This window comes from Sinorhizobium sp. CCBAU 05631 (assembly GCF_002288505.1).
Lineage (GTDB): Bacteria > Pseudomonadota > Alphaproteobacteria > Rhizobiales > Rhizobiaceae > Sinorhizobium > Sinorhizobium fredii_C.
The window spans coordinates 1,342,347-1,362,501 of the sequence record NZ_CP023063.1 but is presented as its reverse complement, the minus strand read 5'-3'; the positions used below and the strand labels follow the sequence as shown (position 1 = coordinate 1,362,501).

The following is a 20,155-nucleotide window of genomic DNA, read 5'->3' as shown; positions in this document are numbered from 1 at the left end:
TCAAAGGCGACGGGAAGGCGGGAGCAGTTACTAAAACTTCACGCCCGTTCACCGGGGGGAGCAATCGCACTGCGGCAATTGATCAGCGGCAACAGCGTCGACGAGGTCCGCCCAAGCTTCCTCCGCTAGTAACTCAAGTAGCTCATGGTCCTCGCGCGGCCAGTGCCGTATTGCGGTGTGCGCCTCGTTGTCATCCTCTGGCTCGTGAATGAGCGAAGCTTCGGCGGCACGGGTCTACTCGCGGCTGCCGCACGAATGTCGGCCACCGACCCAAACACGAAACGAAGCTGTATGTCAGTTACCGTACCAAGCGACCTCTTGCGCGTCATAATGACTCGTCATCGCGTCGCAAAGGCGTACACTTGGTCATCATCGGCTCATGATACGGGCGCCGGTGGCCGAAAGATCAGACGCTTTCGCCCTGAATCGGAGGCCGCGCCATGTTGCACGAGCATTCGGATGCGATTTTACCTGCTGGCATCAGCTTGCTGGACGAGGTTTTCACCGAAATTCTGGCTGAGAAAGGACTCCCCCGCGATTGCGAAGCCGCTGAAGTAATCGCCCGGAGACTGTTTTTGATATTTCAGTCCGGCATGCGCGATAGGGATATGCTCCGAACGATCGCGGTCGGTGCTATTTCTTCCCCAGATACTCCCTCACCTTCTCGCGGCTCGGTCCCGGCGGGTCGCCGATTGCCTCGAGCGCCTTCTGCCGCGTGACCTTCGCCTTCCTCATCGAATATGCGACCTCGTGCTCCTGAGCGGATACCAGCTCGCGGTCACGGCCCTTCTTCTTCGGATCCGTCTGCCATGCTCTCCTCCATTGATCGACAGAAGGATAGGAACCTACCAGCAGCAGGCAAGACCCAAGCCTGATTGGCGACGGAGGAGCAAAGGATCTCGCGGGCGCGACCTGCGAGCTCCGCTCAAAATTGCTTGTTGAAATACTTCCTTGCAGCTACCCGATCGATATGGCGCGACGTTCAGAAAATTCCACGTAAGCGCGCTTTGTCCGATAACGTACGAAAACAGCGGTCAGCGACGGACGCCTAGGATGCTGGGCGCTGGCGCGGGCTGGTACAGCAAGTTTCAGATGCCTTGCCAGGCGCGCGCTGAACGCAAAGCGTGAAGGCTCTTGTGGAGCACCGATTCTAACGAGGAGAGAAAATATGGCGGTAGAGGATCATCCGCGGTTCGAGGAATGGGATCGCGCGTTTCAAAAACTTCAAGACGCTCATGATCACGTCAGTCGTGAGGTTCAAAAAGGAAATAGGGGACTGGTAGAAGCCGCTAAACTGGATTTCAAAAAGGCGCAGCAAGAGTACCACGCAATTAGCGATCAGCTTTAGCAAGTTAATCGGCGCGGCACAGAATCCCTACGCGCCACCAAGAACGCAGGCACAAAAAAAGGCCCGACACCGTTAAGATAGCGGGCCTAGAAGTGGCGCGACACCGCAGCAAATGGCCGCGCTGGTGGTTTGTTTTAATAAAGGAAACCGCCCGCCGCTTTATTTACGGCAGGCGTTAATCGCGGGCAGTGCTCATATTACGATTGCGTGCCGACGACGGTCCCGCTCGTATCAGTAGCAGGGGCGCCATTGTTGATGCGGAGATCCCCCGTCGCATCCACCCAAACGGCATAAGGACCGAACAGCATGAAGTTGTTTCCGGTGTTCGTGTCGCCCCGGTTGTTGCAGATCACGCCGGTCGAAGCGGACGCGAAAAACTTGTCGATCGTGGCCGCCGCGCCGGTCAGGTGGTTGTTCGAAACGACCGGCCTAAGAGCCGCAGACTCGACGCGCAGAGCGCCAGCCCCGTCGCCCGTTACGGTCATTCCTATGCAAGTGCTATCGGTCCCGTTGAACCTAAGCCCCTGAATGTTGTTCGGCCTTTCGGTGCGCCCGCCGATGAACTTGTTGCGAGCGCCGTCGATGTTGCCTACGCGCGTCGTTGCCGAGAGGCCGACCGTTTCCTGGCCGTAGAACTCATTATCCATGCCAGAAACGCGAAGGACCGCGGCCGTCGTATCGCCCTTGAAATAGCAGTCGAAGAGCTTGTTGCGAGCGCCGCTTATCGTTGCCAAATCGGCGGCGTCAGCGTCCGAAGAGTATCCTCGCACCCGGCGAAGCGTGTTGTCATTGCCGGCGATCGTGACCATCTTACCGAAGGACGAACCGGAAGCGCCAGTTACCAGATCGGCAACAATATCCTCGTAGACGTTGCCGTTCGCCTCCGCATCTGCGGCGATGACAAAGCCCGTGATGGCTGGCGAGCGGATGTTCTTGAAAACGCACTGCTCGACTTCCTCGCGGACCCGGAGAAGAGCGCCGACACCGGCCGAAGCGTCGCCCGTGATGCTGTCGACAAGGATGTTCTCAATTGTGTTCTTGGCCTTCACATGAATGATCGTGACGCCATTTGCGCCGCTCGATGCAGCATGGACATTCCTGATGACATTGCCGGATACGTCCGTGAACGTCCCGTCTGTTCCCTCGAGCGAAATGACCGCACGCGTCGAGCTAGCCGCGCTGGCGGCATCCGCTATGTAGATATCCTCGACAACGTTGTTGTAGCATTCAAACTGCAAGGTGACGGCGTAATGCCCGCAGTTCTTGAGTCGCACGCCAGAAACCCGAGCCGCCGGTTCGCGGCGACTGCGACTGGAGCTCGCGCCCCTTACCCGTCGACCGGCCAGCCGTCGGCGCCGAATGTCTGGGTCACCTGGCCAAGGTCCTCTCGTTGACCGCGAGACGCGTGACATGCGGCACAGGTACTGAGAAAGGGACCAGACCAGAACAGATCGAGGTCTCCTCGGTGGGCAATCTGATGGTGAACCTCAGTGGCCGGTTCGACGAGCTCGAGCTCTAAGCACCATTGGCAGAGTGGGTTCTGAGCGAGTTGGCAATCACGGATCCGGCGCCAGCGGGCGGTACGGTAGAGCTTTCGGTACGCGGAAGCGCCTTCACTGCGAGAGGTCTCATTCAGCATCAGACCTTGCGCTCGACGAAAAAGAGTGAAGCAAAATGCATCAAAACGATTCGCGGGAATACCGTCGAATGTTGATGCAAAAAGGATTCCGCGGCTTATATATTGGAAATGCGGCGACCGACTTATCGGGGCAACTTTAGGAAAGCAAGCACGGGTTAGCTTTCCGTGAGCCGACTAGAAGGGGGATGCTCGGCTGGTAACCGGGCAAATCTAGCCCACGCTCGCAGGAAGGAGGTCTAATGACCGGTGTTGATATACTGATCGTTGCCCTGACGATTCCGCCAACCCTAATGGCGGTTTTGCAGATCAAGGATCGCTTTAAGAAGCGGTAATTGACAACGAGGCAAGGCGTCGCCCGCACCGACGCCGAGCCAAAAATGAAACAACCCGCGAGGTGGTAAGGCTCCGGGTTGCTCACATGAAGTCGATGAGGTCTTCATCGCGGTGTTGATGCCTCTTATATGTTGCGATTTCCGCAACAAGTCAACACTTAGACACATCCCATATGCCAAGTGTGTGTCAAATAAGTGCCTCTGCGATGTCACCTAGGCGCCTAAGCTAACAAGAAGCGGCCGGCTCAACTCCGCCATGCAGAGGAGCCGGCCGCATGATCGCCCGTCGCCGGAGGAGGCAGCGCCAGGCAATAAGTAATACTTACTTTTATTCTTGCTTCATTATACCTTAGTATAATATTGTGCCGCCACGCTTTGGGAGGAGCAAGCATGGTTGTACGCGTTGAAGCCGATAAGCTTAACGAGCATACTGCTACTAAGGTGTGGAATATTCATGATTTTTGCCGCCGGCAACGCTTGTGCCATGAGGAAGAGCGGCGGCTAACCCTTATCTTCGGCGATTTCGCCACGGCCTCTGAATTGCTTCACAACGCCAAGCGCGCTCCGAGGTGGAGGTACTAGCGGACCGCCGACGACGGTGTGGATAGCAACGCGGGAATCTCGACTCTCGTCATCGGGCGAGGCACAAAGGCACGACCCCGAACCAGAGAATCATTCGTGCGCTCCGTAATTCTTCTTGCAGTTGCCGCCCTCGTTTCACCGCTTGATGCGTTAGCGTATTGCTCGGAGCCGAGCGCTCCGAATTGTGCATCTCGATACGGCTCGTTTGATGACGAGTGGGATTTTGACCGTTGTAAACGAGACATGGAGACCTATAAGTCTGAAGTCGAAGATTTCATCCAATGCAACAACGACGAAATCAGGCGCGCGCAGCAAGCTTCTGAGGAAGCCGCATCCGAGTACAGTGCGGCTGTTGACGACTTCAACAACCGGGCGGGGCAATAGGTACCCGAGTTCATCGCTGACTCGGGCTCGGTCGCAAAAGAAGCTGCGCACCGAAAAAGAAAACCCGGCACTGTGGCCGGGTCGGTATCAATACCTTTCAACTGTATACGTCACTTCGCGCCGCGAATGGGCACAGCCTGCTCAACTTTTCTATTGTCGTTCGCGGCAGCCAGCGTTTTAGCGGCATCGACGAGCGCAGCTTTGCCGGCTCGATCCGCGTAGGCCTCGCCGTAGCCAAGCATCAGGCCAATCGACTTCAGCGTACCTCGAGCGGCCACTTCTTCGACGATCGTGGCAACCTCGCTTTTCCTAACCTCCGGAGCTTCCCAGGCTTGTGCGCCGCTCGATGCATTGCCGCTTGGTCGCGATACACCTCCCAGAAATCCCGCGCCCTTGGCGACGACGGTCTCGCCCTTTGTGGCTTTCACTGGCAGCTCGTTGATGGGAACGGAGCCGTCGGCGCCCAGGCGGCGCAGAAGCGCACGGTTGACTTCGACGCCGCTCTGCGGATCGTACATCGGCGGCAGAACTGGCCTGTCGGACACGTTCCTCGGCAACGAGGTCGCATGCATCGGCGACGGCGTGGTAGCTTTTGTTTTGAGATAGCGGTCGGGATTTCGTCGCGATGTCTTGGCGGCGCCTCCACCGGCTTTAACTCGATCAACCGGCTTGAGTTTGCGCCCCTTCTTCGTTGATCCCCATTCAACCAGTCGGCCGTCACGAAATTTCAGCGAGCCGAGGGTGATACGTTCGCCATCTTCGTCGCCTTCTATAACCGCGCTCGCGCCCTCTGCCGCCTTCATCAGTTCGCCGACAGTAGGACGGGTCTCTTGCTTGTTGTCATCAGCATCAGCGTGCCAGTTAGTGGCTGGTTTGGGCATCGCGGCCGCTAACGCTTGCGCGAGATCCGGGTGGCTATCGAACAGCCAGCGCAATGCAGGGAGCGTGCCGCGGTACCGAGGCTGGCGCGGCTTTGGCGCTGGTCGGTTGTCGTTGGCCGCTTCAAGCGGGCGTTCCGCGGTAAACGCGTCGGCGAAGGTCTTGAATTTCAATTGTCGCCCTCCTCGGATCCCACGGCGGTGTCTTTGACTAGCCGGACCCGCTTGTTGTCGTTGGCCGGCATAAGCGAACCTGCGTCCATGACCGTCGGCCGCATTGCCGCGGCGTCGTTGAGTTTTTCAAACCCCGCTCGCCGACCACGAGGCAGATGGAAATCGCGCGTCATTGCCGGCGCAGCCCCGCGGCCTGGGAATGGGCCGCCTGGGTACGATGTGAATTTCGAATCACGTATATCTCCTTCCCTGTTGGCGCTGAAGAGCAATCAGTTGGAAGTACATTAACGCACAACGTCTCGCCCTCCTGGTAATTGGTCCTATTAGATCTCAGGCTAAGGTCCTAAATTGGAACCGTTCCGATCCCCTTTCGTTAGTTCACGACTTCAACGAGAGGACAGAACTATGAAAAAGCTTGTGTTAATCACTGCAGCAGCCGCACTAATGGCGGGCTCTGCTATCGCCCAACAAAGCAACGGTGAGAACGCAGCCACCGGCATGGTCGGTGGTGCCGCAACGGGCGCCATTCTCGGCGGACCGATCGGCGCTGGCGTTGGCGCGGTGGTCGGCGCCACACTCGGCGGTGCCCTCACGCCGCCACCCCCGGAGGTGGTAACGTATGTTGAGCAGCAGCCGGCACCCGCGTCGGTCGTCGTTCAGCAGCCGGTAGTCGTCGGAAGACCGATCCCGGAAGCTGTTATGTTGACTCCGATTCCTGAGAATCCCAGGTACGCATATGCGGTGGTGAACGAACAGCGGGTGATTGTTGAGCCGCAGTCTCGGACAGTCGTTCAGGTTATCAACTAGCTTGCTAAAACCGATCACGTTTCCTCCTCTCTTCTCGGGGGACGGCGTTCCCAGACGCCTCCCCCTACGTAGTAGGGGCAAATGCTAGGAACGTGGGAATGCGTTTATTTTCAACGACTTAAGCCGTTCCCAAAAGTCTTGGGAACGCTGGGAATGGGAATGGAAAATCTAATAAAACAGCATCTTAGCGTTCCCATTCCCATGGAAATGGCCCGTTCCCAAGCGTTCCTGGGAACGGGATTTGCGGTCTAGGAACGGGGCGTCCCTGTTGTGAAACTGCCCAGGCCGATGGCGAACATGCCGCCAGGGGCATCGAGCCATTTCGCGATCTTCTCGCCCTTCGCGGCTGCACGCACGATCTCGCCGCGCTCGAGAGCCTGATTTGCCAACAAGTCGAGTTTGCCCTTGGCGAGCCCACGCAGCTCCTCTGGAAGCCGCTCACGCATTTCGAACAGCCCACTTGCACCAGTCTTCGTGAAAGGTGAACCGGCAGCAGCAGCAGCTTCAACCGCGATGACCAGCGCTGCCCGCAAATCGTCTTGCGGCGGAGCAGATGCGCCGAGGCCAGCCGCCCTATCGACCAACAAGCCGTGCGCGTTGCGAACGTGGGTCGACACGATGCGCCGAGCCGCACCGTTCGCCTTAACGACGCCGCCGAGCACGACCTTAGCCGGCTGGAAGTCCGTTCCGAGGTCTTTGCAAACACGCTTCGCACGCGCCTCTTCGGCTGGCCACATGGCGTATGCCAGGCGCAGACCGTCCACGAGGGCGGTGCTGCCGCGGATAGCGTCACGTGCATCACCTAGCGTCTCAATTGGCTTGGCAACCTTGCGCATGTGGTGCGCAACCAGCGTCGTGGCGCCTGTCTCGGTCGCCAGTTTCGATAGCGACGTGCACACGAACTGACCCGCGGCCGGATCCTCGTTCAGCGGCAGATGGGCAAAACTCGCCAATGGGTCGAAGGTGACGAGACGCAGATCTCGAATCGACGCGAGCTCATCCTGTATCCGCAGGAAGTCATCTGTTTCGATGAGGCCCTTCTTTTTGTCTTCGCGCCAAAAGGCGCAGGCGCCGCCTGCGGAAGGAAGCGGAACCACGATCATTCGCTGACCAGCCTCAGTGAAGCGCATCCCCTTCTCGTCAAGGGCGGCTATTCGGCGGTGGACTTCGTTGGCGTCGTCCTCGCTGGTAATCATCACCGAAGTGCCTTCGGCAATTACCTTCCCACCAAAGATTGGAGCCGCGAATGTGCTCTGACCGAACGCAACTCGCCGGTGAAGCTCTAGCAAAGCGAAAGACTTTCCAGTGTCGCCCATCGCCGAGACCATGCCAGGGATGCCCAGCGGAATGACGTCGTCGACTAAATACTTAACGGCAGGTGCCTCGCCGACGAACCGGCTCACAGGCCATTCGAATATCGAGAATGCCCGCGGTTCGGCAGGCACGTCGATGTTGTCGCTTGCTTGCTCCGGCAACGTCACTAATTTCGCAGCAGCGGTTGCCGCCAGTCTCATGGCCCTTTCGTGTGCCTCTTGAGGCGAGATCCAGTCTCCACGTTCGCCGCCACGGTGCTTCGTTGCGATCGCCGACAAATCTGCGCCGCCGTCACGGGCCAACTGCGCGACCGTGCTCAGGGTGACACCTTTACCCGCCGTGAAGCCTTTCCACCGCGCGGCCACATCGCCTTTCCTGTATTTGGCGCCGCGAGCGCTCCATGCGTCGGCGATGGCGAGCCCATCGCTCCCCAGTGCGCCATGAACTGCCATTAGGACGTTGACCCAGTCTTGGTAGCCGATATCCGGATCGATGAAGGAAAGAAGTTCCTCGACTTCGGCGACGCCTGCGCGCGCGTTGTCATTTGGACGTCAACGTCAAGTGCGAAAAAGCCTGTTCTCTCGCCAGTCGGAATGCCGATGAGGGCGTCTGGCCAGTCCGACCACCACCGCCGGACAATTTGTTCCCTCGTGCTTGCTCCGTACAAGCCGTCGCTGGTGAGTGGACTCTTGGGGCCGTAGACCCGACCCGTATGAGAGTCGGTTTCCTCGCTGACGCGGCAAGGGAAAATCGGGATGCCGGCCGTGATGTACTCGAGCGCAACGGAAAGGTTGTTCGCGATGATTGGAGTGTCTGAGTTAGGCTGGACGGCGGATGCGGTTGTCGGCAAGCTGGCGTCCCAAAAGTGCGTTCGATGCTGCTTTGGTGATTTTCTCGGCAATAGCCGGTTGGAACGACGCGCAGTGCTGACCGCCTATATTCGGCGCAATGGTTCGTCTGGTGCCGTCAGGGAACTCGCGAAGTAGAAGTCCGTAGAGCCTGATGTCGCCGAGTTGGACTGTGAACCGGGCGAGGGTTCTGGCGCCGCTGGAAGACGGCGGCCTATCGACCGCCGATATTGATTGGATGATGGGCTCCACTACACGAGCGCCTTGGTGAGCGGCCCGAAATCAACAGCGGTGCGGCCGCCATTGCGAGTGGCGAAGTAGCGTCCCTCTACTTTACGAGTGTCGTGGCAACGCTCGCGGATGCCGCTGGCTCTCAGAAATGCGTCCAATCTCGATGACCGCCGCTGGCCAGCCATGTCTGTCAGGAACTCGAACTGTGCCTTCTCGCGATATCCTGCGCCGACAGGCTCCGCGTGTACCGTGATACGGACGAGATTGTCCGCATCCTCGACGATCTCCATCGAGGCGACTTTCCAACCGAACCAGCCGCGAACCTTAGCCATACGGTTGCCTGCGGCGCGCTCCACGCGCGCAACATCATCGGCGTTCTCCAACATGGTGAATGCCAAAACTTCGGCCAGAGACGGCCCATTGGTGGGTGTAGAAATGCGCATGGCTCCTCCTCGCCGGCGCGAAGGCGGGTCGTGCGTGTTGGTCGGTGTGGTGGTGGTTTAAATAACCGGCGAAGGCCGGTCAGCGACAATGGCTAGGCGGCACTTTTCTCAACTTCAGCAAGCCGCCCTTTGTCAAGGCTTTCTCGCCTTGATTGTATCTGCGCGTGTGCCGTGGTATCCGTGTGCCTTCACCATCAGGAGGTCGGCATGGCGGTTATCAAGCGGCGGAAATGGACAAACGCCAGCGGCGAGCATGTTGCCTGGCAGCTTGATTTCACCGACCGGTTTGGAAAGCGGCACCGAGAACAGTTCGCCCTGAAGCGCGACGCCGAGAACCGGCTCGCCGAACTTCAAGGAACCACGCGCGCCGGCACCTATCGCCCCCTCGCCGATCGCGCTGACGTCGCGGATGCCTGCAAAGAATTCTGCAAATACATGACCGATCGCCGGGACCGCGGCGAGAAGGTTACAGAAACCTATCTGCGCACCACGCGCCAGCATTGCGAAAACTACATCGACCCTGCGGGCGACTATGTCGTGCGTCGCACAAATCTGAAAAAGAAGGACGCGATCGACTTCAAAGGTGGCATTGGCGCGATCAAGCTGGCCGATCTTACTGCCGCTCGTGTCGTGAAGTTCCGGGACGAGATGCGCAGTCATGGCGCCGGCATCGTCACGACTAGGCGGGTGCTCGGCACCCTCTCGCGGATCCTCAAACACGCCGTCGAGAAAGACATGGCCACCATGAACGTGGCCAAAGGCATCCGCGTCATCGGCACGCGCGACGAAGACTCGGAAAAGGTGACGCCACCATCAAAGGCAGACCTGGCCGCCCTCCTCAAGGCGGCCGAAGCTGATTTCAAGATTCGCGTTCAATTTGCTGCAGCGAGTGGCCTACGAGCGTCTGAACAATGGGCTCTTAAGTGGAAAAACGTCGACCTCGCCGCCGGCAAGGTGACCGTCGACAGTCGCGTCGATGCATTCGGCGGCATCGACACCACCAAGAGCGCGGCCGGAAAACGAACCGTGCCAATCGGCAAGTCGATGGTTGAGGCGCTCGCCGACTGGCGAAATCGCTCTAAGCACAGCAAGGACGAAGACTTTGTCTTTCCCGACGGCAGGGGAAACTTCACCCGCCACACGAACATGACAAAGCGCTTTTGGAACCCGCTCATCAAGGCCGCGGAAATTGATCCGATCGCTGGCACACCCTGCGCCACTTCGCGGTGTCGACCTGGATTGAGGCCGGACTCCAGCCAAAGGCAGTCCAAACCCTCGCTGGGCACGCCTCATACGCGATCACCATGAACCGATACGGCCACCTTTTTCCATCCGAGGACCACAAGGCTGCATTTGACAAGATTGCGGAGACCTTGGCCTAGTTGGCACATACTCGGCACATGTGAAGCTGCACGCCCTGAAAAATAAGGCTTTACCGTGTGACTTTTAATCAGTAGGTCCAAGGTTCGAATCACTGCGCGCTCACCACCTACCCAATAAATTCAATGCTTTACTCTGTCGGGGTCACTGGGGCTCAATCCTACTCCGCTATGGCGTGCTCGAACCACCTGCACCAGGCGTTCCGAAGAGATCCGGAATGCTTTGGCCAATGCCGCCGATGTGATCGTGACGTCGAAGTTTGTGCCTGATGGCAAGGCGACATCTGGGCTGAATCCCCCGGGTCGGCCGGTCCGCGCATGGCTGCTTTGCGGGAAATCTCAGCGCCAACAATCTCCGCTCGACGTTTAGGGAAAGCTAAATTTCGAAGCATCCGCGTGAACAAGCGTCAACCTCGCCCACAGCTTTTTTGAAGAGGCGTACCGGAATCACGGAATCAGATCTTCCTCTCTGATCAAACCGTAGATAGCGTCTCTGCGTAGCTCGCATCTGTGGGCTACGTCTCCGCATCCGCTGAAGGCAACGGGGTGCGGACTTGCCCCGCCCTCGTGCGGGGCTTTTTCGTAGTGCTCGTCACTGCGTTCCTGTCAAACGCTGCCGCAGAAACGGCACGGCAAACATCTTCAGCAGCACGGGATCGCGAACGCCAAGGTCGTAGGTGAAGATCAGGCGTGCGAGGATGCCCTCTGCTGCAGCGCTGTCGCGAGACGTTTGATGGTCCTGCAACAACTCTTCGAACACCACGCTGAGCATGTCGACATCGTGAAGGGCGATGGGAGTTTCAATTTGCATGGCGCATCTCCCTGTGTAGGCGCGACAGCGCTATGACATCGTCGGCGCTCCAAATATTCCCGCCAATGACCACGGAATGCGTCCTCGACGAAGCGCTGGCTCGAGAATGTGCGTCGGAGTGTGAGCACGCGGACGTTTTTCTTCTCTGGATGCTGGCTCGCGGCTCCACGTTCTCTGACGGAAAAAACACGCAGAGCTTGTAAAGTGGGCGTTCGGGACTATTATATTAGCCTTTCCGCAGATAGATGCCCGACCTAGCAAGATAAGCGTGGGTAATGATGTGCCCAGTTCAGGAGCTACAAAGGCGCGTCCCCTCAAGCGTAAGCTCGTAGCGATCGTAGCGGCGGACGTTGTGGGATACAGCAAACTCGTCGGAAATGACGAGGAAGGCACACTTCATCTCTTTCACCAATACGCCGAGCTTGTCGCCGGATTCGTTTCGGCGCATGGCGGCCGGATTTTCAATACGGCGGGTGACGCCCTGCTTGCCGAATTTCCGAGTCCGGTCGAGGCGGTTCGAGCTTCGCTGGAGATGCAGCGGGAAATCGAGCAGCAAAATCAGAGCATCGCCAAACACCGGCAAATACACTTTCGAATAGGAATCCACCTCGGCGATGTCGTGGTAGAAGACAACAACCTGGAGGGCGACGGCATAAACGTCGCCGCGCGACTTCAAAGCCAGGCAGACGCAGGCGGTATCTTGATCTCCGACGACATCTATCGGCAGATCCGAGGAAAACTGGATGCCGCCTTCGAAAGCCTGGGCAGAAGGAGGCTGAAAAACATCTCCACGCCGATACCGATCTATCGCGTTCTGCCGAAATCACGGTCTTGGCTGCAGCGATTGCTTCGCCGAGCGGGCGATCACCGGCCGTTGACCGTCGCCGCCGGGACAGCCGTAGCGATCGTCGCCATCCTGACTTTTGTCTTCTCCCCGGCTGCGATCTGGAACTTCGTAACCAGTCGCATCGAGGGGCTGCCGGAGGAACCGTCGATCGCTGTTCTGCCCCTGAAGGCGCTAGGCGATAATTCACAGGAAGACTACTTGTGCGACGGCCTCACCACGGACATCACTGCCGAACTGTCACGTTTCAAGAACCTGTTTGTGATCGCGAGCAATTCGAGCTTTGCCTACAAGAACAAGCCGGTCGACGTGCAAACCGTCGGACGTGCGCTCGGAGTCCGGTATCTTCTGCAGGGGACCTTGCAAAGGGACGGCAGCCGCGTGCGGATCAGTGCACAATTGGTCGATGCGCCGAGTCGACGGCAGATTTGGTCCGACCGATACGACAGCCAGGGCGACGATATCTTCGCGATCCAGGACGACATCATCGAGACCGTCGTGGCCAGGCTCGCCGTCCAGGTCAACGCCGCAGAAAGGGAACGTATCATGCAGGACCCGACCGACAGTGCCGAGGCTTATGATCACTATCTCAAGGGACGCCAGCTGTTCGACTTGTACACTCGGGAAGGCAACGCCGGTGCAAAGCAGGAATTTTCGAGAGCTATCGCGTTGGACCCGAAATTTGCCCGCGCCTATTCCTGGGCGGGATACGCGCATCTTGAAGACTACAAGCAGGGATGGGCCGACAGCCCCGAACTGGCGAGCAGACTGGCAACGCAAGCGGTCAGCCTCGCCCCAGACGACTACTACACCCATTGGACGCTCGCGTCCGTCTACATGGAATTGAAGGACACGGCCGCAGCGCGGCGGGAATACGACCGCGCTTACGAGCTGAATGCGAACGATCCCGATCTTTTGGCCGAGCGGGCCGATATGCTCAGCTTCCAGGGCAACACCGCAAACGCCATCGCAGATATCGAGAGGGCAAAGCGTCTCAATCCGGGCTTTCCGGAATGGTACCAGTGGTCGCTTGCCTTGGCCCATTTTCAGGACAGAAACTATGATGAGACAGTCAAATTGCTAACCGCAATGTCCGACCTGCCAAACGAAGCCTACTTGATGTTGGCGATGAGCCGGGCACGGATGGGAAATCCGATCGCACCGGACGATATCATGACGGAATTGCGCTCCAAGGACCCCGAATGGACGCCCGCGCATCTTGACCGAATGCCGTTCGTGAAAGCGGAGGATCAGGAGCACTGGATGAAGGGTCTGGAGATGATAGGAATCCCGAAAACCACCAAGTAAACCGGGCCTTCCCGTCAATCGGAGCCAACAGCAAAACGCCGCGCGCCGAGGCTTTCTGCTTCGAGCATCGGCGGCCGTGAGGCTCACCGGTCACCGAGAAGCGAGTCGAGCACGTCAAGCGTGTTCCCAAGGGGACTGACCGATCGGGGCCTATCTGCTTCCATCTTCACCTGTTCTTCGAATGCGGTTCAGCGAAATAAGATGGTGAACGATCGCGAAGGAAGGCGCACGCGGCGCCTGCAAGTGCTCAGGTTCTTCGGTGTGTTGGCTCTGCCGGTCCTCATGCTCGGCTCGGCGATTGCGGTCGCGGAATGGGCGGCAAATGGAGCTCCGACGGTCGAATTCGCGCGAACGCCGGCAACTCCCCGTTAGAGTCCTTTGAGGATCGCCAACCTCCGTTAGTATTCACAAGATTTCATATATGTAACACTGCGTTACTACCAGGACATGCATCGTTTTCAAAGTCACGTTCAGGAACAAATCAAATTACGCGGCGTTGTACCCCACGTATAGCAAGGGAGTACGACAGATGAATGCCAAGATCATCATTGCTACCGCGATCGCGACGGGCATCTTTGCCGCGCCCGCTATTGCAAATGACAGCAACCAAGGGGCAGTAACCGGTGCCGCGGGTGGTGCTGTTACTGGCGCGATTGTTGGCGGCCCGGTGGGTGCAGCCGTGGGTGGCGCCGTCGGCTTGGTTGCCGGTGCGGTCATCGCCCCACCGCCGCGGCAGGTTACGACCTACGTGCAGCAGCAGCCCGTCCCCGCCGACACGGTCATGATCAAGGAACAGATCGCCGTCGGTAGACCGTTGCCGCGCACTGTTGTCCTGACGCCCGTTCCGGAGAACCCGGCTTATGCTTATGCTGTCGTCAACCAGCAGCGCGTCATTGTCGATCCGAAGACCTATACGGTCGTTCAGGTCGTACAATAACGACCCAGAGCCCTTCGCTTCAGCCAGCGAGGGGCTCTTCTTTCAGCGCGCCCGTGCCAGGATTGCTGCCCTCGAGCGCGACTGTGGCTTATACACATCGACCGCTCGACAAAAATCATCGACGCCAAAAATCCCCTTTCGTTCGGAGCAGATTCGCCCTCTACCAAGTGAGACCGAGGAAACGACCCGGCAGTTTCCTCGTCGACCCATCGGGAGGCCTGCCGCCATGTTCACAGCCCTGCTGATCGCCTCGCTCGTGGCACCTTCCGGTGGCGCCTCCGCCCCGGCCAGCGTCGATGACCTGCAGGCGGATTTCGAAACTGCGGTCGCCTGCCAGCAGATCGACGGTCGCAAGGTGTGGAAGGGAGAAATCGCCTACTACATCCAGTCCTTCGTCTACGAGGGCGAGGCGGCGGCGGCCGAGGAAGTTGCCGACGCGGTGCTGCCCGAGGACAATACGCCTGAAACGGTCAAGGAATTCGAGAAGGCGTGCGCGCTCACCGGATCCGGCGGCCCGCACGCCCGAAACTAAAGCGCGTCGCGTTCAAACACATTCCCGCGGCGCGCTTTAGGTCTTTGTTTTTGTGCATGTCGTCATCCCAAAACCGCTGCATTTTTGGGCCCGCTGCACATTTTTGGGCGACATGCATTAGCCACCTTCTGATCGACCGCTCGCCGGACGATTGGCGCTGCGCATCTTCAATGGGCTCGCCCCATATTCCCGCCGGTAGGCGCGCGAGAAGGCCGATAGGCTGTCGAAGCCGCAGCGCAGCGCGATATCGCGCATCGGAATGCCGGAGTCGCGGACGAGCCGATGCGCGACCTGCAATCTCAGGCGCAGATAATAGGCGCCCGGGCTGATCGACAGCCCCCTTGCAAAAAGCAATTCGAGCTTGCGCTGCGAAATGGCGAGCCGCCGCGCCAGGGCCGCGACCGTCATCGGCCGTTCCAGCGTGCGCTCCATCAGCCTTATCGCGCCGGCAAGCTCGGGATCGCGCGCCTCGATGCGGCCGAGCGAGACGAAGGGCTGAATATCGGTCGGGCTGTGCATCTGGTCGTAGACAAAGATGCTCGCGACATCGAGGGCCAGGGCCGAGCCAAGCCGCTCGGTAATCAGGTGCAGCATCATGTCGAAGGTCGGCGATGCGCCGCCCGAGGTCCAGTATTTGCCATCCATCACGAAACGGTCGCCGATCACCGTCAAGGCGGGAAACGCTTGGCTGAAGTCCTCGAGTTCTTCCCAATGGGCCGTCGCCTTGCGGTCGTTGAGCAGTCCCGATCGGCCAAGCAGCCAGCAGCCTGATTCGATACCGGCGACGATGTCGAAATGACGGGCGCATTCCTGCAGGGCGGCGAGAAATCGCTTGCCAACGTGCCGGTCGAGATTGAAGCCGCCGATGACCAGGAGAAGGTCGCCGGCAAGCGGCAGCGAAAACCGGCCGTCGACGGGGATCGGGATGTCGCAGGTCAGCTTCACAGCCTGTCCGTCGGCCGAGAGAAGGCGCCAGCGAAAGACGGGCCGGCCGGCGACGCGATTTGCTGCCCGCATCGGGTCGAGCACCGAGGCGAGCGACATGATCGAGGATTCGGGGAGAACCACCACGATCACCTCGATCGGATTGCTCTTTTCGGCTGCCGCAGTCATGCGTGTAATGTCAAATTTCATGCGCACGGTGTCAACTCGTAAAAGCCCGTTCAGGCATTATCAGGTGGCAATCGGTCTCTTCCGCGCGGCCTTGTCGCCAAACAAAGAGACGTTCCCCTTTTTCCGCGATCATTTCCGGGCGGGCCGGCTGGAGTTTAGTCCACCGGCCTGTTTTTTCCCCGCCGGCGCACGTGATTCCGAAAAGCGCCATTTTTCGCAGACTTGTTCCCGATTAGTTGCTACTCTCGTTCTCGGACAACAGGAGGCATCTGTGATGATCAGAAACGTGCTTGTTGCAATGTTCGGCGCCGCCCTGGCCGCCGCGCCAGCCTATGCAGCAGACATCACCGAAGCCCCGGAACCGGCCCCGGCCGCCATTGAAACGACCCCCACCTTCGTCTGGACCGGCGGCTATGTCGGTCTGCAGGGCGGAGGCGGCTGGCTGAACAGCGATCTCAGCGTTCCGGGCGCCAGCGCCTCGGAGGATTTCAACGGCGGCCTTTTCGGCGCCTTCGCCGGATACAATTACCAGATGGGCGACTGGGTCGTCGGCGTCGAGGGGGACGTCAGCTACAACTGGAACGACAAGAGCTTCACGGTCTTCGGCGCCAGCACGGAGGTCGGAACGGATGTCTCCGGATCCGTGCGCGGCCGGGTCGGCTATACACTTGGCGAGAAGGCACTTCTTTACGGCACCGGCGGCTGGGCGGTTACCCGCGGCTTCGTCGACGTAGCCGGGGCGCCGAAGGAGAAGGAGACGTTCAACGGCTGGACGATCGGCGGCGGTATCGACTACGCCTTCACCAACAGCATGTTCGGCCGCGCCGAGTATCGCTACAATGATTTCAGCGACAAGGATGTCGGTGGCGTCAATGTCGATCTCGACCAACACCAGTTTACCGTGGGCGTCGGCGTAAAATTCTGAGTTTTCTTATTGCCACCCGTCTCACCCTCCCCGGCCCCCGGCCGGGTTTTTTCTGAGAAGCGTGCGACGGGAGGCGCGGCCAAGCCCCCCTTAAATGAGTGCAGCGCGTCCAATCGGCGCGGAAACCCGGTGCCCTACAGCGCCGCGCGTCTTATCAGACGCGCAAAGGTCGCTACTTTGAATTGCTGCATGTCTCCGAAATCGGGATCGCTTTAAGGAGACATGCAGTATCACTTTGAATTGTCGTCCGATTGAGGAATCATGCAGCGGATGCGGCAGAAGGGTGCAGCGAGTCGGACTGGGCAACGAGACAGGGGAGCCACGGATGGGAAAGTTTCTCGAATTCCTCGGCGGCGCGATCGTTATCGGTACGCTTGTCGTGCTCGCCACGATGCTGCTGCCCTCGCCCGATGTCAGAACCCTGCTCGCCGTTCTTCCCTGGGCCTTTGCGACGATTGCCGGCGGGCTGGTGCTGGTGGCCTTTGGCGGGATGCTCGATCACCTGGTTGCGATCCGCGCTGCGACCGAGCGGCAGGCGGAGATCTTTCAGCAACTCATCGAGCGGCGAGCCCCGGCGAAGAAGGAGCAAAACACTTGATGATCCGGAATGGGTACGATCGAGACCGGCCCTTCCCCTAGTCTCATACGGCATGTGTCCTTAAATCGACCTCGATTTAAGGACACAGACATGCAGCAAATCAAAGTTCTACAGCGACCTTTGCGCGTCTGATAAGACGCGCGGCGCTGTAGGCAATTTTTAATTTCGTCCCATACTCCGATAGCTTGTCCTCCGCGCGAAAAGACATTTGCTCTGCGAACCGCCTTGGCGGAGCCAGGGCTATCCAGTGCAAAAATGCAGTTGGTGCGTCCAAACTCGTTCGAAATCAGGGGGAACAATGGGCTCGTGGTAGGGATTGGGCAGGAGCTCGGCCATACGATAGCAGGGTGAATGCGGCGGCTATCTGATCGCCGACGTCGAAGCCGCCGAGAAGCTGTCGCTGGAGTCCGCCTCGGCGGAGGATGACGAGCAGATCTATCTGACGATCGCCGACGACCGGCTACATGACCGGTTGCCGGAAAGGGTCACCGAGAGCGAATTCCTGCGGCGCTACGACCTCACCAAGGGTCGCCTGTCGAAGATCCTGTTGCGCATGGCTAATGGGGGCTGGATCGAGCGCCTGCCCGGCCACGGCTGAGCTTTCCTGCCGGTCCTGACTTCGCTGCAGGCTTACGAGGACAGTTATCGGTTTCGCCTGTTGATCGAACCGGCCGCTCTGCTGGAACCTAGTTTCAAGCTCAACCGCCCGGCACTCTTGCGCTGCCGGGAGGAGCAGGAATGGCTCGTAAACGGCGGCATCTGGACGGTATAGGACGCGAAGCTTTTCGAACTCAACAGCGGCATGCACGAGGCGATCATTGAATGCTGCCAGAACAGCTTCTTCATCGACGCCTTGAAGCGACTCGATCGCCTTCGCCGCCTCATCGACTATCGCCAGATGCTTGACCGCAACAGCGCCCGCGAACGCTGTCGCGAGCATATCGAGTTGCTTGACCTCATCCTCGCGGGAAAGAACGAAGAAGCATCACGCTACATGGCACGGCACGTTCAAGATCTAAGTCGATTGAAGATCGTTGCACGGGAGCAGCGCGGCTAATACCTTGTCGGTCTGAGCGCTCAGGCTCTGAACGCATTCGAACTGACGCCCATTGCAGAAGAATGGCAACACAGGTCAGCGGAGCTGGCATTGCCGCTGCTCCTGCATCGCACGCTACTTGATTCTACCTCTGCTTCAGATGGATTGCCGGATTTGACCAGCCGACAGCATTCTTTGCCGGCATGCCCGGTGGCCTCGTGGAGATGGTCACGCTAGGAGCCGAGCGCGGACGCGAATCCGTCCGGATTGCCTCGAGCAGCTCGCGCAGCTTGGCCGACTCCGCGCATGTCCAGCCGGTTGCGCAGCCGCGACATAGACAAGCCCACCCCTCCTCCTTGCCGCCAGCAGCGGCCGCCCGATCGCGCCAGGTACGGTAGGCGACTCGAACCCAACGATCACGAAGCTGTCGCTGCGCACGCCCGTGATCTTCTGCCAGTCGGGCCGACGGCCGGAGTGATAGGGCTTGTCACGGCGGTTGGGGACTATCCCCTCGAGGCCGCGCTCGCGTGCGAGCCGAGGACACGCTGCAGCATGCCGAATTCGGAGCGGCCGTGCTCGTCGAGCACGACCGCCTCGCCGTCGAGGATTGCGGTCTTCAGCCCAAGAAGCCGCGCCTCGGCTGCGATAGCCGGGAAGCGATCGGTCCAGTCATAGCCGCCCCGCGTCATGATCCGTACCTGGCCGGACTGAACGGCTAGCCTGTACCCGTCCCACTTCACCTCAAAGGTCCAGTCCGGCCCCGGAAGGTGGTCTGTCGACAAGCGTCGCCAGGTATGGATCGACGCGTCCCGGCACGGAGCCGGGCGTAGGTGGGTCAGGCGGTTTCCTCGAGAACGCTCTTACCATTCGTGCATTCACACGCAAACGCCCGATCGCCCCCTCGAAATTTCGTGGAGAAACGATGAGCCCGATCGCTTACGGGGAACCAGCGAGCTCATCAGTCGAGACGGGAAGTGATTTTTGCTGTGGGTTCATCTTAACAGGCGCGGCAGGCTTGTCGATTAAGCCTTAGATACATACTAGGCTTCGGGACTAAGCCCTTCGTCGCTGTCGAGTAGCGCTTTCAAAAGCTGCCTTCTGTTCTTCATATCGAACTCTCGCATCAGGTACAGGACCCTCAAGCCCTCCATCACCGCCGTGTGGCTTTTCGGGTCGACCTGGTGCACTTCGCACCAATCGGAGACGACCTGCTCAACAAGCTCGACCTCGGTCTCCATCGTCGGTGCAATCTGAATCGTTCTTGTTGAATGCGCCATCACGGCTCCTCCCAAATGCACGCAAACTTACATCGAACATGGAAAGCCGGCGCGTACGACAAGTCCTAGCGGGGGTTGCGGTCTGCGGTGTGTAGACGACCGTTTCCGTTTTATTTTCCGACCAAGCCCCGCCGATCGCGAGGTAAGCCAGAACAACGCCAACCGAGAGCAACAGCAGGCTGATCGGGAACGCGGTTGAGGCCTTCTTTTCGGGCATATCTCGACGATGCAGGCGATACGTTGAGCCCTCCCTTGTAGTTCAGGAGAACGAAGATGGCGTTCGCGGGTTCCCTGCCGCCGGGACATTAGAAACTATCTGTCTCCCGAAAGCGGTATCAGTGACGGGGAAATAGTCATCGCCCTGCTCAATCGGCTAAATGAAGGCCGGCTTAAGATAATTCCGCAGGCGAAAACA

At 59.1% G+C, this 20,155-nt stretch carries 19 protein-coding genes and 1 pseudogene; 11 read left to right on the top strand and 9 right to left on the bottom strand.

All coding sequences use genetic code 11. The features are described 5' to 3' along the window. Nucleotides 1-633: 633 nt before the first annotated feature. Nucleotides 634-771, bottom strand: coding sequence for a DUF3606 domain-containing protein (locus SS05631_RS31790; RefSeq protein WP_244412243.1), 138 nt, complete (start codon nucleotides 769-771; stop codon nucleotides 634-636). A 397-nt stretch (nucleotides 772-1,168) separates the two neighbouring features. On the opposite strand from SS05631_RS31790, the gene SS05631_RS06660 reads away from it, so the two are divergent. Next, nucleotides 1,169-1,348 carry a hypothetical protein gene (locus tag SS05631_RS06660; RefSeq protein ID WP_037421742.1) on the top strand — a complete coding sequence of 60 codons (180 nt, stop codon included), beginning with the start codon at nucleotides 1,169-1,171 and terminating at the stop codon, nucleotides 1,346-1,348. Between the two features lie 197 nt (nucleotides 1,349-1,545). Here the strand turns inward: SS05631_RS06660 and SS05631_RS06655 are convergent, their stop codons facing one another. Further along, the gene (locus SS05631_RS06655; protein ID WP_037421739.1) at nucleotides 1,546-2,622 is read right to left on the bottom strand and encodes a hypothetical protein; all 1,077 of its coding nucleotides are present in this window, start codon (nucleotides 2,620-2,622) and stop codon (nucleotides 1,546-1,548) included. Between the two features lie 1,087 nt (nucleotides 2,623-3,709). Here SS05631_RS06655 and SS05631_RS31785 point away from each other — a divergent pair. Continuing rightward, nucleotides 3,710-3,901 (top strand): hypothetical protein, encoded by a 192-nt coding sequence (locus SS05631_RS31785; RefSeq protein ID WP_037421732.1) that lies wholly within the window; start codon nucleotides 3,710-3,712, stop codon nucleotides 3,899-3,901. A gap of 494 nt (nucleotides 3,902-4,395) precedes the next feature. Here SS05631_RS31785 and SS05631_RS06635 read toward each other — a convergent pair whose 3' ends face one another. Then, the gene (locus tag SS05631_RS06635) at nucleotides 4,396-5,337 is read right to left on the bottom strand and encodes a hypothetical protein (protein WP_095677944.1); all 942 of its coding nucleotides are present in this window, start codon (nucleotides 5,335-5,337) and stop codon (nucleotides 4,396-4,398) included. A gap of 405 nt (nucleotides 5,338-5,742) precedes the next feature. Between SS05631_RS06635 and SS05631_RS06625 the strand changes: the two genes are divergently transcribed. Next, a complete protein-coding gene (locus tag SS05631_RS06625) occupies nucleotides 5,743-6,144 on the top strand; it encodes a DUF1236 domain-containing protein (protein ID WP_037421726.1) in 402 nt (133 codons plus the stop codon). Between the two features lie 248 nt (nucleotides 6,145-6,392). On the opposite strand, the gene SS05631_RS06620 is transcribed toward SS05631_RS06625, so the two are convergent. After that, a complete protein-coding gene (locus SS05631_RS06620) occupies nucleotides 6,393-7,910 on the bottom strand; it encodes an AAA family ATPase (protein ID WP_083854146.1) in 1,518 nt (505 codons plus the stop codon). Between the two features lie 647 nt (nucleotides 7,911-8,557). After that, nucleotides 8,558-8,980 carry a hypothetical protein gene (locus SS05631_RS06610; RefSeq protein WP_037421720.1) on the bottom strand — a complete coding sequence of 141 codons (423 nt, stop codon included), beginning with the start codon at nucleotides 8,978-8,980 and terminating at the stop codon, nucleotides 8,558-8,560. A gap of 207 nt (nucleotides 8,981-9,187) precedes the next feature. Here SS05631_RS06610 and SS05631_RS32610 point away from each other — a divergent pair, with 207 nt between their 5' ends. Then, nucleotides 9,188-10,288 (top strand): site-specific integrase, encoded by a 1,101-nt coding sequence (locus SS05631_RS32610; RefSeq protein ID WP_348225560.1) that lies wholly within the window; start codon nucleotides 9,188-9,190, stop codon nucleotides 10,286-10,288. Between the two features lie 663 nt (nucleotides 10,289-10,951). Here the strand turns inward: SS05631_RS32610 and SS05631_RS06600 are convergent. Next, nucleotides 10,952-11,170, bottom strand: a complete 219-nt coding sequence (locus tag SS05631_RS06600; RefSeq protein ID WP_037421717.1) for a hypothetical protein — start codon at nucleotides 11,168-11,170, stop codon at nucleotides 10,952-10,954. Between the two features lie 268 nt (nucleotides 11,171-11,438). Between SS05631_RS06600 and SS05631_RS06595 the strand changes: the two genes are divergently transcribed. From SS05631_RS06595 to SS05631_RS06580, 3 genes are all read left to right on the top strand, one after another. Then, a complete protein-coding gene (locus SS05631_RS06595; protein WP_244412219.1) occupies nucleotides 11,439-13,322 on the top strand; it encodes an adenylate/guanylate cyclase domain-containing protein in 1,884 nt (627 codons plus the stop codon). Nucleotides 13,323-13,851: 529 nt separating this feature from the next. Further along, on the top strand, nucleotides 13,852-14,259 hold the full coding sequence (locus tag SS05631_RS06585; RefSeq protein ID WP_037421708.1) for a DUF1236 domain-containing protein: 408 nt from the start codon (nucleotides 13,852-13,854) through the stop codon (nucleotides 14,257-14,259). Nucleotides 14,260-14,485: 226 nt separating this feature from the next. Continuing rightward, a complete protein-coding gene (locus SS05631_RS06580) occupies nucleotides 14,486-14,791 on the top strand; it encodes a hypothetical protein (protein WP_037421705.1) in 306 nt (101 codons plus the stop codon). A gap of 117 nt (nucleotides 14,792-14,908) precedes the next feature. On the opposite strand, the gene SS05631_RS06575 is transcribed toward SS05631_RS06580, so the two are convergent. Continuing rightward, complete coding sequence (locus SS05631_RS06575) at nucleotides 14,909-15,925, bottom strand: GlxA family transcriptional regulator (protein WP_050988290.1); 1,017 nt, start codon at nucleotides 15,923-15,925, stop codon at nucleotides 14,909-14,911. Nucleotides 15,926-16,178: 253 nt separating this feature from the next. On the opposite strand from SS05631_RS06575, the gene SS05631_RS06570 reads away from it, so the two are divergent. The 4 genes from SS05631_RS06570 to SS05631_RS31775 all read left to right on the top strand — a co-directional run bounded on the left by SS05631_RS06570 (nucleotide 16,179) and on the right by SS05631_RS31775 (nucleotide 18,484). Further along, nucleotides 16,179-16,829: an outer membrane protein gene (locus tag SS05631_RS06570; protein ID WP_037421699.1), complete on the top strand. Its 651-nt coding sequence runs from the start codon at nucleotides 16,179-16,181 to the stop codon at nucleotides 16,827-16,829. Nucleotides 16,830-17,154: 325 nt separating this feature from the next. Further along, nucleotides 17,155-17,427: a hypothetical protein gene (locus SS05631_RS06565; RefSeq protein WP_037421696.1), complete on the top strand. Its 273-nt coding sequence runs from the start codon at nucleotides 17,155-17,157 to the stop codon at nucleotides 17,425-17,427. 472 nt (nucleotides 17,428-17,899) lie between these two features. Then, nucleotides 17,900-18,025, top strand: a complete 126-nt coding sequence (locus SS05631_RS32485) for a hypothetical protein (protein WP_280106876.1) — start codon at nucleotides 17,900-17,902, stop codon at nucleotides 18,023-18,025. A gap of 204 nt (nucleotides 18,026-18,229) precedes the next feature. Next, the gene (locus SS05631_RS31775; protein WP_244412217.1) at nucleotides 18,230-18,484 is read left to right on the top strand and encodes an FCD domain-containing protein; all 255 of its coding nucleotides are present in this window, start codon (nucleotides 18,230-18,232) and stop codon (nucleotides 18,482-18,484) included. Between the two features lie 235 nt (nucleotides 18,485-18,719). Here SS05631_RS31775 and SS05631_RS06550 read toward each other — a convergent pair. Both SS05631_RS06550 and SS05631_RS06545 read right to left on the bottom strand, forming a co-directional pair. Then, a pseudogene (locus SS05631_RS06550) lies at nucleotides 18,720-19,330 on the bottom strand (ATP-dependent DNA ligase); the annotation flags it as partial. 173 nt (nucleotides 19,331-19,503) lie between these two features. Further along, nucleotides 19,504-19,740 carry a hypothetical protein gene (locus tag SS05631_RS06545; protein WP_095677943.1) on the bottom strand — a complete coding sequence of 79 codons (237 nt, stop codon included), beginning with the start codon at nucleotides 19,738-19,740 and terminating at the stop codon, nucleotides 19,504-19,506. Between the last annotated feature and the right edge of the window lie 415 nt (nucleotides 19,741-20,155).